Annotated in this window: 10 protein-coding genes; 5 read left to right on the top strand and 5 right to left on the bottom strand. The window is 68.3% G+C overall.

Annotation, left to right across the window (positions count from 1 at the left end):
• Nucleotides 1-23: 23 nt before the first annotated feature.
• The 3 genes from OM977_RS18295 to OM977_RS18285 form a co-directional block, all read right to left on the bottom strand.
• Complete coding sequence (locus OM977_RS18295; protein ID WP_264355298.1) at nucleotides 24-3551, bottom strand: DEAD/DEAH box helicase; 3528 nt, start codon at nucleotides 3549-3551, stop codon at nucleotides 24-26.
• Nucleotides 3552-3652: 101 nt separating this feature from the next.
• Complete coding sequence (locus tag OM977_RS18290) at nucleotides 3653-4243, bottom strand: DUF5655 domain-containing protein (RefSeq protein ID WP_264355297.1); 591 nt, start codon at nucleotides 4241-4243, stop codon at nucleotides 3653-3655.
• A 65-nt stretch (nucleotides 4244-4308) separates the two neighbouring features.
• The gene (locus tag OM977_RS18285; RefSeq protein WP_264355296.1) at nucleotides 4309-4833 is read right to left on the bottom strand and encodes a COG4315 family predicted lipoprotein; all 525 of its coding nucleotides are present in this window, start codon (nucleotides 4831-4833) and stop codon (nucleotides 4309-4311) included.
• A 182-nt stretch (nucleotides 4834-5015) separates the two neighbouring features.
• Here OM977_RS18285 and OM977_RS18280 point away from each other — a divergent pair, with 182 nt between their 5' ends.
• The 3 genes from OM977_RS18280 (at nucleotide 5016) to OM977_RS18270 (ending at nucleotide 8109) form a co-directional block, all read left to right on the top strand.
• Nucleotides 5016-5516 carry a sigma-70 family RNA polymerase sigma factor gene (locus OM977_RS18280; RefSeq protein ID WP_264355295.1) on the top strand — a complete coding sequence of 167 codons (501 nt, stop codon included), beginning with the start codon at nucleotides 5016-5018 and terminating at the stop codon, nucleotides 5514-5516.
• Complete coding sequence (locus OM977_RS18275) at nucleotides 5513-6199, top strand: anti-sigma factor family protein (protein WP_264355294.1); 687 nt, start codon at nucleotides 5513-5515, stop codon at nucleotides 6197-6199. The genes OM977_RS18280 and OM977_RS18275 overlap by 4 nt, the downstream gene beginning before the upstream one ends.
• A 101-nt stretch (nucleotides 6200-6300) precedes the next feature.
• Nucleotides 6301-8109, top strand: a complete 1809-nt coding sequence (locus OM977_RS18270) for a hypothetical protein (RefSeq protein WP_264355293.1) — start codon at nucleotides 6301-6303, stop codon at nucleotides 8107-8109.
• A 79-nt stretch (nucleotides 8110-8188) separates the two neighbouring features.
• Here the strand turns inward: OM977_RS18270 and OM977_RS18265 are convergent, their stop codons facing one another.
• Nucleotides 8189-8995 carry a DUF1206 domain-containing protein gene (locus OM977_RS18265; RefSeq protein ID WP_264357472.1) on the bottom strand — a complete coding sequence of 269 codons (807 nt, stop codon included), beginning with the start codon at nucleotides 8993-8995 and terminating at the stop codon, nucleotides 8189-8191.
• A gap of 188 nt (nucleotides 8996-9183) precedes the next feature.
• Nucleotides 9184-10107, bottom strand: coding sequence for a tRNA (guanosine(46)-N7)-methyltransferase TrmB (trmB, locus tag OM977_RS18260; protein WP_264355292.1), 924 nt, complete (start codon nucleotides 10105-10107; stop codon nucleotides 9184-9186).
• A gap of 163 nt (nucleotides 10108-10270) precedes the next feature.
• Here trmB and OM977_RS18255 point away from each other — a divergent pair, with 163 nt between their 5' ends.
• Together OM977_RS18255 and OM977_RS18250 are read left to right on the top strand one after the other, a co-directional pair.
• Nucleotides 10271-11503, top strand: a complete 1233-nt coding sequence (locus tag OM977_RS18255; RefSeq protein ID WP_264357471.1) for an MFS transporter — start codon at nucleotides 10271-10273, stop codon at nucleotides 11501-11503.
• 177 nt (nucleotides 11504-11680) lie between these two features.
• Nucleotides 11681-13114 carry an MFS transporter gene (locus tag OM977_RS18250; RefSeq protein WP_442960668.1) on the top strand — a complete coding sequence of 478 codons (1434 nt, stop codon included), beginning with the start codon at nucleotides 11681-11683 and terminating at the stop codon, nucleotides 13112-13114.
• Nucleotides 13115-13138: the final 24 nt, after the last annotated feature.

Genomic DNA, 13138 nt, shown 5'->3' with positions numbered 1-13138 from the left:
GCCCGGCCGGGGATGTCCGGACCTCAGTCGTTGAACAGCCCGGCCAGGTCCTCGGCCGTCAGCGCGCCTCCGGAGAGCGCGTCGCCCTGCATGACGTCGGCGAACAGCTGGGACTTCTTGGCCTTGAGTGCCATCACTTTCTCCTCGATGGTGTCCTTGGCCACCAGCCGGTAGACCATCACGTTGCGGGCCTGGCCGATCCGGTGAGTGCGGTCCACGGCCTGCGCCTCGGAGGCCGGGTTCCACCACGGATCCAGCAGGAACACATAGTCCGCCTCGGTGAGGTTCAGGCCGAAGCCGCCGGCCTTAAGGCTGATCAGGAACACCGGGGCAGCGCCGTTCTTGAACTCGTTGACCACGTCCGTGCGGTTCCGGGTGCTCCCGTCGAGGTAGCAGAATTCGATGTTTTCCTCGACCAGCCGTTCCCGGACCTTGCCCAGGAATCCCGTGAACTGGCTGAAGATCAGCGCCCGGTGGCCCTCGGCCACGAGGTCCTCGAGCTGTTCGAAGAGCACATCGAGTTTGCTGGACCGCACGCCCGAGAGGGACGGATCAATCAGCGAGGGGTCGAGGCTGAGCTGCCGCAACAGGGTCAGCGATTGGAAGATCGTGAAGCGGTTCTTGTTCACGTCGTCGATCAGGCCGAGGATCTTCTGGCGCTCCCGCTGCAGGTGCGTCTGGTAGACCTTTTGGTGCCGCGGATTGAGCACAACCTCAAGGATCTGCTCTTGTTTCGGCGGCAGATCATGGATGACCTGTTCCTTGGTGCGGCGCATCATCAGCGGCCGGACCCGGCGCCGCAGCTTGTCCAGTTGCGCCTTGTCACCGTTCTTTTCCACTGGCTTCTGGTAGTACTCGGCGAAGCGCTTCGGGCTCGAAAAGAGGCCCGGCGCCACGATCGACGTCAGTGCCCAGAACTCCATCAGGTTGTTCTCCAGCGGGGTGCCGGTGATGGCGAGTTTGAAGGCCGCAGGAAGTTTCCGGGCGCACTGGTAGGCCTTGGACTGGTGGTTCTTCACGAACTGCGCCTCGTCCAGCACAAAGCCGGCCCACTGCAGCGAGGCGTAGGCGTCGTAATCGATCCTGAACAGCGCGTAGGAGGTGATGACGATATCCGCCCCGGCCATCGCCTCGGCAGGGCGCGAGCCGCTTTTCGCGAAGGTTTCGCTGATGGCCCGCACTGTTAGGCCCGGCGCGAAGCGCGCGGTCTCCGCCTCCCAGTTCCCGACGACGCTGGTGGGGGCAACCACCAGGAAGGGGGCAGCGCCGGGTGCCGTCCCGGACGGGGACGGTGCCGCGGTGTCGGCAGGTTCCGTCTCGGCCTGTCCGGCGGACGTTGCGTCGGACGCTGAATCTGCCTCCGCGGCAGGTTCCGTCGCGGCCTCCTTGGCCGCGCAGATCAGCGCCAGCGCCTGCACGGTCTTGCCGAGGCCCATGTCGTCGGCCAGCACCCCGCCAAGTCCGTGCCGGTAAAGGAAGCTGAGCCAGTTGAAGCCCTCGAGCTGGTAGGGGCGCAGATCGGCATTGAGGGTGGACGGCAGAGGCAGGCCCTGCACCCCGCCCTCGAGCAGGCCGCCGACGGCCTGGCGCCACGCGGCCGCCTGCTCATCGACAATCCCCAGCTGGGCCAGTTCATCCCAGAGGCCGGCCTGGAAGCGGCTGATCTGCAGCGGCGCATCCTTGTTGTCCTGCAGCGAACGGGCTTCGTCAATCAGCGCCCGGAGCTGGTGCAACTCCGGCAGATCAAGGGAAAAGTACGCCCCGCTGGGCAGCAGCATGCGGGTCTGCCCGGCAGCCAGGGCGGAAAACAGGGCCGCAAAGGAGACCGGCTGACCCTCCAGGGTGATGACAATGCCAAGATCAAACCAGTCACGGCTGTCGGTGGCCTTGGTCGAAATCGCCACCACGGGAGCTTCTTCGGCTTCGCGGTAGTCGGCAATCTCGCCGGCCGTATCCACCGTGATCCCGGGCAACTCGCGGAGCCGGGGGAGGACCTCCTCGGTGAAGGCCAGCGTGTCCAGGCCGCTGAGTTCGGCCGAGGCGGCCAGACGCGGTGTACCCCAGCCGCCGGTGGCGGATTCGCCCAGCGCCGGAACCACATCCCAGGGCTGGCCCACGGTCTCCAGGATGCCGGCTTCCGCGGGGTCGTCGCGGTAGCCGTGATCGCCGGGATGCCGCCACAGCGGCTGGGACGTGACGAGTTCCCCGGACTTGTAGTGCCATTCCCAATGCAGCCGTACGCGGTGGTCCGCGCCGTAGTTGGCCAGCAGGGACAGGGTGGGTACGGCCAGCGCGGGCAGCTCGACCGACTCGTCCGAGGCCGTCACCCGGGCGGACTGCTTGAGCTTGGGATAAAACCCGGTCAGGAACCGGTTCTCATCCCGGGCCGGGATGTGCAGGGTGCTCCCGGCGGTCACGAAGGTCAGCAGTTCCTCGCTGAGCCCGGCTTCCAGCGGAGCGAGGGTGATGATGGGGTCCGACGGCGCAACGCCGGGCAGGGCGTCGTCGTTCGAGGTCAGGAAAATTCCGTGCGCTGGCCGTCCGATGGTGCCAACCTGGGCAGGGTCGATCACGGCGCCCTCGACCGTAATGGTGGGCGCGAGCGACAGCCCGCCGCTGTCGTCGCCGCCGGCGCTCGTGTCGTCGTCGCCGGCGCCCGTGACGTCCGGGTTGCGCCCCTCGCCGAAGCGGGTGAGGTTGAGTCCGACGGCGGCAGGGGTCTCCACCACGCGCACCGGCTCCTGGCCGCGGCCGTGGACCAGCACGACGCCGATCTTGCGGGCCTGGGCCAGGAGGCTCCAGAGGTTCTTGCCGGCGTAGGTGTTAAGCCCCAGCCAGGGCGCAGAGCCCGAGTGCTGGCGGTTGGCAAGGGCGGTATGCGATGCGAGAAATTCCTGCATCCACTCGACGTGGGCCTCGTTGCATTCCCGCCGATAGTTCAGGTAGCTCAGGGTGTTCCAGGAAACGTCCCCCCGGATCCACTTGCCCTTGGCGCCCATGATCACGGGCCGGGCCTTCAGTTGCCGTACGCTACGCAGCGGGTCCCGGCGGCCGGTGTAGGAGAAATGCGGGGCGGGCTCTTCGATTTCGAACTGGAGCGCGAGCGAAATTCCGTTGGTGGACTGGGTGATGCCCGGGCGGGCGATCAGCGGGCTGAGGGCCTGTTCCCAGTCCGGTACCTCGAGGACCGGAGCCTGCCGGGAGAGCCGGGAGGTATCGGCGGGGGCCAGCAGCTGGACGCGCGTCGCGGGGTTGTCCTCGGCCGCGAACAGCAGGGCCGCGACGTGCTTGCAGTCCTTCCGGACCGGGCAGCTGCAGACACCCACGGTGCAGCTCCAGCCGCCCGCTTTCCGGACCAGCTTCGCCGTCGTCGAATAGGGCACCTCGGAGCCACCCCGCACTTTGCCGAGCATCAGCCCGGTGGCGGCGTCGAAGGAGATCCCGGAAACGCGGCTGCCCATGGCGTAGGCAAGCCCGGCCGCAAGGGAGCGGTCGTTAATCGCGGGAGTCTGTATTGCCAGTGCCGCACTCTCGTCCGGATGGGATGGCATGTGCGCACTACTTTCAGCAGTTGGTCATCTGATCCATCTTAGCGAGCCTGGGGACCAGACGATCACCCGTGAGTTTGCAGGGTTCGCCCTGCTGGAGGCGCTTAGCTGTTCTGGTCCAGCGCCTGGGTCAGGAAGGCGAGGACGTCTGGTTTGACCGGGGTGTCGGCGCGCAGCCGGATCCGCCGAGTGAAGACGTCTCCCGCGCGGACCTTAACGGCTTCGAGCCCTCCCTCGGCCGGCGCATCGATCCGGAGTGTCACGTCGACGCAGCTGTTCGTGGCGCGGGTGATCTGGGCGAACTTCCGCCGCGTACTGTGGAGCGACACGTAACCTTTGCGGAGCTGGATTTCCACGCCGTCGGTTTCCGCCGCCCAGGCCAGGAGGGCGTCCGCGATGCGGCGCAGCTCCGGGTGGTTGGCGTACTGCGCCTCGAACAGCTCGTCGGCATCGCGCAGCATGAAGTCCGGGTAGCCGAACATCTCCCAGGAAACGGCGTACTGGGGGTAGCCGGTGATGCCGTGCTGGTCCCGCATCCACGCGCGGAGCTCGGCGTCGTTGGCAAGCCCGGCGGCGCGGCCCTTCTCCGCCCACCAGGCTGTGTCATGCCCCGACTTCCGCAACAGCAGCGCCTGGTTGTTCTCCACCATGAATCGCCAGGTCCTCGCCGTGGTCTTCAGATCGATTTTGCCCATGCGCTGATCCTAACGCCGGGTCTGCCGCCCCCAGCAGCGGCAGGAGCCCGGCGGGCCTACGGTCCCTAGGATGCGGGGGCGGTGGTGATCATCTCGCCGGAGGGCGCCACCAGGTACCAGACTTTGTTAACGTCCTGGCCCGTGATGTCCCCTGCTGCCTTGTCCTTTGCGTAGTAGTAAATGGGCATGCCGTTGATGGTCACCTGCTTCTTGCCGTCGGGGGTCGTGATGGTCCCGAGGGTGCCCGTGACGCCTTCTACGGACGGTGTGGCGGAGGTGGTGAAGACGGGGGGCCAGGCGGCGAGGCATCCGCCGGTGCATGCACTGGTCCCTGAATCCTTCGTGTCCTTGGTGAAGTAGTAGACGCTCATGCCTTTGCCATCGACCACGATCTTGCCAAGCTTGGAGTCCGCGACCATGAGCTCTGCGGCCGAGGCAGGAGCCGAGCTGGCCGGTGCAGACGACGCAGGAGCGGAAGTTGCCGCCGCCGCGCTGGAGGTGGTCGTGGCTGTGCCGCCTCCGCCGGCACAGCCGGAAAGCAATGCTGCAACTGCGAAAGCGGACAGGCCAATGCTGAGGTGCTTCTTCATCTGTAGCTCCTTGACTCGTACCGGCCAACTCGTCAGGCCAGCGCTAACCCCTAAGACGCCGTCCGGTGAAGAATGGTTCAAGGCGGGGGCAATGAACTTTTGTGCGGTCCCGTACGTCGTAGGGGGCAGAAGGGCGCAGGGCGCGGGTCACAGCGTAGGGCACAAGGCCGGGGAGGCATCTAATGTCGCTAGACGAAGACGTGGTGGCCGCGATCTACCGCGATCACGGCACGGCCCTGAAACGCTTTGTCCTCAGCGCATGCCGGGACCCGCAGCTGGCGGACGACGTGGTTCAGGAGACCGTTCTGCGCGTCTGGCAACAGGCGCCGGAGATCACCGGCAGCCTGCGCAGTTACCTGTTCCGGACGGCCCGCAACATCATGATCGACAATTACCGCAAAGCCCAGCGCCGGCCCCGCGAGGTCACGGAACGCGATGCGGCGGACCCCGTGGACCCGGCCGAGCGCGTGGACGAACTCCTCAACAGGGTCCTCATGGAGGAGGCGCTGCTGCGGCTGAGCACCGAGCACCGCGACGTCCTGGTGGCCCTCCACTACCGCCGCTACACGGTCCAGGAGGCCTCGAAAAGTTTGAACATTCCCAGCGGAACAGTGAAGTCCAGGGCGTTCTACGCGGTCCGGGCGCTTCGGACGATCCTCGACGAAATGGGGGTGCAGCGGTGAACGGAAGGGAGCCACACCAACTGCTCGGCGCCTATCTGCTGGGCGGACTCGAGCCAGCCGACGTCGCGTCCTTCGAGCGGCATCTGGAATCCTGTGCGGAGTGCCGGGCGGAGCTGGACGAACTGGCCAGCCTGCCGGCGCTGCTGGACGCGGTACCGGTGAGGGACGCCGTGGCGCTCACCGGCGTGGCTGCTGCGGCCGGTCCGGTGCACGCGCCGCAGGGGGGCAGCATCGTTCCCGTCCCCAAACGGCTGCTGGATGAGTTGGCCCTGCGCCGCCGTAGGGTGCGCCTCCGCTGGTCCGCAGCGGTGGCGGCCGCAGCCGCGGCCTGCCTCGCCGTCGGTGTCCTCGCGGGGCCGCTGCTCAGCCCGCCGGCCAAGCCGGACGCCAGCTACTCCGTGCAAGCCGGCGACGGGATTGAGTTCACGGTCGGCCTGGTCAAGAAGACCTGGGGTACCGAGCTCGCGGTCGATGGCCGGAGCCTGCCGGTGGATGGCACGTTCTCGCTCTGGGTGAAGGACCGCGACGGCGGCGAAGACCGGGCCTGCGCCTGGACGGCCACCCCCAGCGGCCGGGTCAGGATCACGGGCGCCACGCCGGTCCAGCTCACCAGCATCACCAGCGTCGAAATGCGGAACGAGCAGCAGCAGACCGTGGCCGTAATCGCCGTGCCGCGCGGATAGCCGCCCCCTCATAATGTCGGCCCCTCCTGCTCTACTGATGGCGGAGAGGTCCAGCGCTTCTCCATCACTTGCATTTCCGCGCCGGCGAATGGGGACCCGTAATGGAACAGGGATATGAAGTAGTCACCTCTGGGAGGGAGCTTGCGCTCCGGATCACGGCGGGACGGCGGACTAAGCCCGCTGCCGTAGTCTCCTGGCATCCGGAACAGCGGCACAACCGCATCGACGTGGCACACATTGCCCGGGAGGTCGGCGGTCTGGCGGACATCTTCTGGCTGGAGAACGGTGCGGAAAGTTACGCCTTCGGCGACAACCTGCCGCCCGGGGCACACGTCTTCGGCAATGCCGCGCGGGTGTACTCGGAGGACCTTCGATGGATGAAGGACGTCCAGCAAAGCCCGCTGCGGATGGCCCGGGACCGAGCGGCCGCAGCCCGTGCGGCGGAGGACATCATTGAGGACGTCCTGAGCCTGATCCGTGAAGTTCCGCTGAAGTCAACGGCGGCCCGCGGAGCGCCGCGGCGCGTCCACGGCACGGTCAAGGCCTTCGCCAGCGCCGGATCGCGGGCAATCGTCGAACTGCTTGACGGGACGTGCTGCACCATCCAGCGGGAGCACGTGGTCCCGCCCGTCCGCCTCGACTGGATGCTGTCGCTTGGTCAAACCGTCGAGGGCGACTTTGACCCTGAAGACAAGACCCTGGACATCAATGGACTCAAGACGGTCCCCCGGCTCGCGGAGCTCTACGGCGCCGGCGACCTTGTGCTGGCCCTCGCCGAGCAGGTCACCGCCAGCAGCGCCAAACTGACCCTATTCCCGGGCTACAGCTGGCCCGTCGCTGCTGCGCGGATCTCCTCCAATCCGCTTGACACGGTGGAAAGCCTGGTCACCGAAGGCGAGGTGGTGGTGGCACGGTTCCTGCGCGAGCACGGCGCGGTGGTGCTCTCCCTGATTGACGTAGATGACGACGCCCCGGTCAAGGAAGCGCCCGCGCTGCTGCAAGGCGGAACCCCATGGTTGCAGCCTGGACGCCATCTGGCGGAGCAAGCCACCGCCGGGCGGACGTTCGCCGCCTCCGGCCCTGACGCCGGCGCCGACGATCGCTCCGGCGCCGCGCCAGGCGCCGCGCCCGGCGCCGCGGCATTCCGGTCCCCGGGCGGTGCCTCCGAGGATCCCTCTGCCTCGACGGTGCGGCCTTCGGCGGTCCTGCGCTCCGTCCAGCTCCAGCTTGAGTCGGAGCGGCGAAGAGTCGCCGCACTCCAGGAACTCGTATCCGCAGCCAGCGAGGCGGGGGCTGAACTGGTCACCGCGCAAAAGGAACATGCCGCGCTGATCCTGCAGCTCGAAGCAGAGCGCGAGCTCTCGGCGGAACTGCAGGAGGCCCTGGCAGCGGCCGGGGTCCGGACGGAACGGCACCGGCAGGAGCTGCAGGGCCTCCGCACCCGCAACCGGGAGGCGCAACAGGCGCTCAGGCGCGCGGCCGTGGGCTCGGACGGGCTCTTCGGAACTCCGGGCGAACGCCTCCGGCACGATGTGTACCTCGCCTGGGCGAAGCACATTCCTGCCGCGGATAAGGCCATTCACGCCTTGCCGGCCGTCTGGAAGGCGGGACCGGAGTTCGCGGCCTCCCTGTATTCCTTCACGGAGCCAGGAGTGACGGCGAAGGCGCTGAAGGCCGCCGTCGAGGTTCTGACCGGTGCTGCGGAGAGAAATCCGGCGCGCGAAGTCCACGCGCTCCGGGAAAACGCAGGGGGCGAAGCCCCGCAGGTTCGCCGGGAGGACGGGGCGAGATGCTTCCGGGCCGCGATCGAACGGAACGTCGCCGGGGCTAGGCGCCTGCATTTCTGGCGGCTGCCGGACGGAACCATCGAACTCTCCAGGGTGGTTGTGCACGACGACTGCCGGCCCTGACGGGAGCGGGTGCCAGGCGCCGGGACCGGAAGCACCACTGACGGGACAGGAGCGGCCGCAAGCCCGCCGCCAAGGCACGCTACATTTTGGCGAGCTTGGCGCGCACCATCATGAAAACGCCGTAGCAGATCAGACCGGCGCCCACGGCGGCCAGCATATACACGCCGTACGGCTGCTCGCGCAGGCCTTTCAGTCCGCCGTCGATTCCGGTTGATTCCTCGGGGTGCGCCGTCACAGTAGCGACGATGATGAGCACGCCTGTCAGGAGCAGGGCGATGCCCTTGGCGGCGTAGCCGGCCACGCCAAGGGCCGTTACCGCCGTCCGAGCCCGCTCCGACGACGGCAGCCGGAGGTACTTCTTGAAGGACTGCCGGAAACCGCGGATGGCGTAGATGATCCCGGTGACGGCAACGGCCGCGCCGATGGCGACCAGGAGGGCGTACCCTCCTGGGGCCTTCATCACGGACACTGTGAGGTCGCTCGTGGAGGCGGTGTGCTCCTTGCCAGCGCCGTTGGCGAACGATGCCAAGGTCAGGGCGAGCCCGGCGTACACCACGGCCTGAAGCGCGGCCTTGAGCTTCTTCCCCAGCTTTTTCTTGGCCGGGAGGTGTTCAAAATCGAAGATGGCATCGCTCGCCTGCCAGAGCGCCAGTGCGACGCAGGCCGCGAAAGACGCCCAGAGGAGCGCCGGTCCGGCCGGCTGGCTGGCGAGCTGCGCGACTGCACCGCTCACGTCCGCCTCGCCCTGGCCGCCCATGGCGAGACGGATCGCGACCAAGCCGATGAGGAGATGCAGGATGCCGCTCACGGCAAACCCGGCACGGGCCACCAGCTCAAGTGCCCGGGAGTTGGTAATGTCCTCGGCGGCGTCGGCGGCGCCCTTCAGTTCTCTTTTGATGTTCGGTCCCTCAACTGTCTCGGTAGTTCCGCCGAGCACATTCCTGCCCAGCGGATGCGCCTCCCGTAATCCTGCCACGCCGTGCTTCTTGGGAACAGGGCTGCCGGTTCCGGACCGGGCAGGGAATCTGCGGCGGGCTGGTCTGTCGGCAAGCTTCGCTACCCGCCGTCGTGTCCCTAGCGCCGCCGGTAACTGAGGTCGAAGATGAGCCGGCCAGCCTCGTGTGCCTTGTTCTCAAAACTGGTCAGGACCCTGCCCTCGAACCGCGGAGCCCAACCACCGGCCTCATCCGTGCCTTCATTGGGACCCGTATGTTCCGTGCTTACGGGTGCCCGGCCCTCCTTGACGGGCGCCCCGCCTACCAGCGACTCGACCCCGGATTCCCAGACCTGGGTGAGGGGGCTTTCGCCGCCGCTGCGCTCGCCCTCGTGCAGGTTCTCGAAGTCCGCGGAGCCGGCCAGTACCTCACGCACGTGGACTGCATAGTTGGACCAGTCCGTCGCGATCCGCCAGATGCCGCCGGGCTTCAAGGCGCGCGCGGCGAGCTCGGCGAACGCCGGCTGGATGAGCCTGCGCTTGTGGTGCCGGGACTTGTGCCACGGGTCCGGGAAAAAGACCCACAGCTCCGTGACCGAGCCTGCCGGGAGCATCGTGGCCAGCACTTCCGGGGCGTTCGCCTCCACGACGCGGACGTTGCTGAGCCCGCGGCTGTTGATCTTGATCAGCGTGTTGGCCAGGCCTGGCGTATACACCTCGACTGCGAGGAAGTCCTTGTCCGGGTTCTCCTCGGCGGCGTGGCAGACGGCGTCGCCCAGCCCTGAACCGATTTCCACAATCAACGGGGCCGCGCGTCCGAATTCGGCCTCTACGTCGAACTCGTAGTCCGGGTGGACAGAGGTGTTGGCTATATGCCGCGGAACCTCGACCGCCCAGCGGTCGGAATGCTCTTCCCAGGCGGCCTGCCGCCGGCCCTGCAGGCGTGTGCCGCGGCGGACGAAGCTGACCGGCCGGCCGCCGTAGGTGCCGAAGGAGGCCTGGCTGCCGGGGGTCACCGGGCGGGACGGCTGCGGCATCTGGGGGGATTCTGGGGTTTCACTCATCCCTTCCAGAATAGTGGAGTTCAGCGGGTTTCCGCGGGCCGGCCTGACCGCTGCTCTTGACAGGGTGGGCGCGGTGCGGCCTGCCAGAATAGGGACCGTGACATCACCGCAGAACGCCCCGGACTCCACGTTCGGGAGCAGTCCCACTGCCGGGGACCGCTCCGTGCTGGTCGACGCCGAGATCGACGACATCCCCGCGGCCGCGCCTACCCGCGTCGGCAGCCGCCGCGGGCTGGTCTATCTGGGACTCTGTCTGGTCCTGATCGGCCTGAACCTCCGCACCGTGTTCTCAAGTTTCTCCGCCGTGCTTCCCGAGGTAACGGCCGACGCCGGGCTGCCGGGCTGGGCGGTGGTGGTCCTCACCACGGTGCCGGTTACCCTGCTCGGGGTGTTCGCCCCGCTGGCCCCCGTGCTCGCCCGCCGTTTCGGCGCCGAACGCGTGTTGCTCTGCGCCATGGCGGTGCTGACCGCCGGGTTGCTGCTGCGTCCCTTGGACGCCGCGGGCGCCGGGCACCTTCCCGCCCTGCTGGCCGGGACGGCCGCCTGCGGTGCCGCGATCTCGCTCTGCAACGTACTGCTGCCGGGCCTGGTCAAGCGTGACTTCCCGCACCGGCTGGGGCTGATGGGCGGGCTTTACACGACGGCGATCTGCGCCTCCGCGGCCCTCGGCGCCGGGTTCACGTACCCGGTGTTCGCCGTGACGGGGGAGTGGACGGCCGCACTCTGGTTCTGGGCGTTGCCCGCCGGCGTCGTCTTTATGCTGTTCCTTCCGTTGGCCGTCCGGCAGCGTTCTGGCCGGCACCAGCAGGCCGCCGACGGCGTCAACGTGTGGCGCTCGGCCATTGCGTGGCAGGTGACGATCTTCATGGTCCTGCAGGCAATGATGTCCTTTAGCGTCTTTGCCTGGCTGGCACCCATCCTGCGTGAACGCGGGGTGGACGGCGGCACGGCCGGGCTCATCGTCTCCGCCTCGATCGTGCTGCAGATGCTCGGTTCCCTCTTCGCCCCTGCCCTGGCCGCCAGTTTCCGGGACCAGCGCGCCATCGGCGCCGTGGTGGCGCTGATGACGGGCGGGGGATTCGCCCTAAGCATCTTCGGGCCGCTGGAGCTGATCTGGCTGTGGACCGGGCTGCTGGGCCTGGGCCAGGGGAGCCTGACCGCCGTCGCGCTGACCCTGATCATGCTCCGCACCCGCGACGGCCACACCGCGGCCCACCTGTCCGGCATGATGCAGGGCGTGGGCTACGGGCTGGGCTCCACCGGGACGCTCCTGGTCGGCCAGCTGCACCAGTCCACGGGGTCCTTTGCTTCGGCGGGGGTACTCTTCCTTGCGGTCGGCGCGCTGGCCGCGGTGTTCGGCTACCGCGCAGGGCGGGACCGCTTCATCGGTGGCTGACCGGCCGCCAATCCTCAAGAGTGGTGCACGCCACGCACCCGCTGTGGCATGCTTCCCCTTTAGCCTTCCGCACGCTCCACCGACAGCTCTCCATCCAACCGCAGCAGGACGCGCCGGGGCCCCAACTTCGGATGAGGCCTTGCGGCGGCGTCCGGAACTACCGATCAGGCCCCGCCCGTGCCCCGAACCGCCCCTGCCCCGGCCCCGGAATCAGCCGGTCTCTTCCACCGCAGCTACCTGCTGGTGACCCTCGGCGCCTGCGCCCTGGTGTTCCTCGCCGCCTTCGAATCCATGGCGGTGACCACCATCATGCCGCTCGTCAGCCGCGAGCTGGACGGGGCGGCCCTGTACGCGCTCGCCTTCGCCGGCCCGCTCGCTACCGGCGTCATCGGCATGGTAGCGGCGGGCAACTGGTCCGACCGGCGCGGCCCGGTGGGTCCCCTGTACGCTTCCGTGGCCCTGTTCGTGCTCGGCCTGCTGATCGCGGGAACGGCCCAGAGCATGCCCGCCCTGGTCGCCGGCAGGCTGGTGCAGGGCCTCGGCGGAGGTGCCATGACTGTGTCCCTCTACGTGGTGGTCGCCAGGGTCTATCCGCCCGTGCTGCATCCCAGGATCTTCGCCGCGTTTTCCGCAGCGTGGGTGATTCCCTCGCTCGTGGGCCCTTTCGCTGCCGGGCTCGTGGCCCAGCTTGCCAGCTGGCACTGGGTCTTTCTGGGCGTGGTGGGGCTGGTGGTTCCTGCGTTGCTCATGATCGTTCCGGCTGTGCGCGGGCTGCACGGGACCGCAGGGCGGGAATCCCGGAAGTCCTTGGACGGTGGCACCGCGGGGGACAAGCCCGCCGCTTCGGAACCGGCCCGCCCTTCCGGAGGGTATAGGCGGCTTGCCTGGGCAACCCTGGCCGCGCTCGCCGTGCTGGGCCTGAACCTGTCCGCCGAGGTCCCTGTCGCCGGTGGTGTGCTGGCGGCAGCCGCCGTGGCCTTGGCGCTCCTGGCCGTCCGACCGCTCGTCCCGCGCGGCACGCTTACAGCGCGCCGCGGGCTGCCCAGTGTGATCCTCACCCGAGGGCTGGCCTCGGCGGCATTTTTTGGCACGGAGGTGTACCTGCCTTATCTGCTGGTGGAACGCTACGACTTCACACCGACCTTTGCCGGCCTCACCCTCACCGGAGGAGCCCTCGCATGGGCGGCCGGCTCGGCCGTCCAAGGCAGGCTCGGGCCCAGGCTGGATCACCGCCGGGCGGTCCGGATCGGGGCGGCCATGGTCCTCGGCGCCGTCTTCCTTACCCTCACGACCACCACGCTTGGCTGGCCGGCAGCAGTCGCAATTGCCGGCTGGGTGTTTGCCGGCGGTGGCATGGGACTGCTGTATCCGCGCCTCAGCGTCATGACCCTGGCCCTGTCCACCAAAGACACTGAGGGCTTCAACAGCTCCGCCATGTCCATTTCCGATTCCCTCGGCGGCGCGCTGGCCTTGGCCGCCACGGGCATCGTGTTTGCAGCCTTCCCGACGACGGCGGCCTCCTTCGCCGGCGTCTTCGCGCTCACCGCCGCCATCGGGGTCGCCGCCGTCCTGGTCGCCCCGCGCGTCGCCAGGACGTCTGGCGGCAGCTGACCCCCGGCGTCGGGCCGGTTGGGC

The sequence above is a fragment of the Pseudarthrobacter sp. MM222 genome, assembly GCF_947090775.1.
GTDB lineage: Bacteria > Actinomycetota > Actinomycetes > Actinomycetales > Micrococcaceae > Arthrobacter.
The sequence above is the reverse complement of the archived record's forward strand: the minus strand, read 5'-3'. Positions and strand labels throughout refer to the sequence as shown.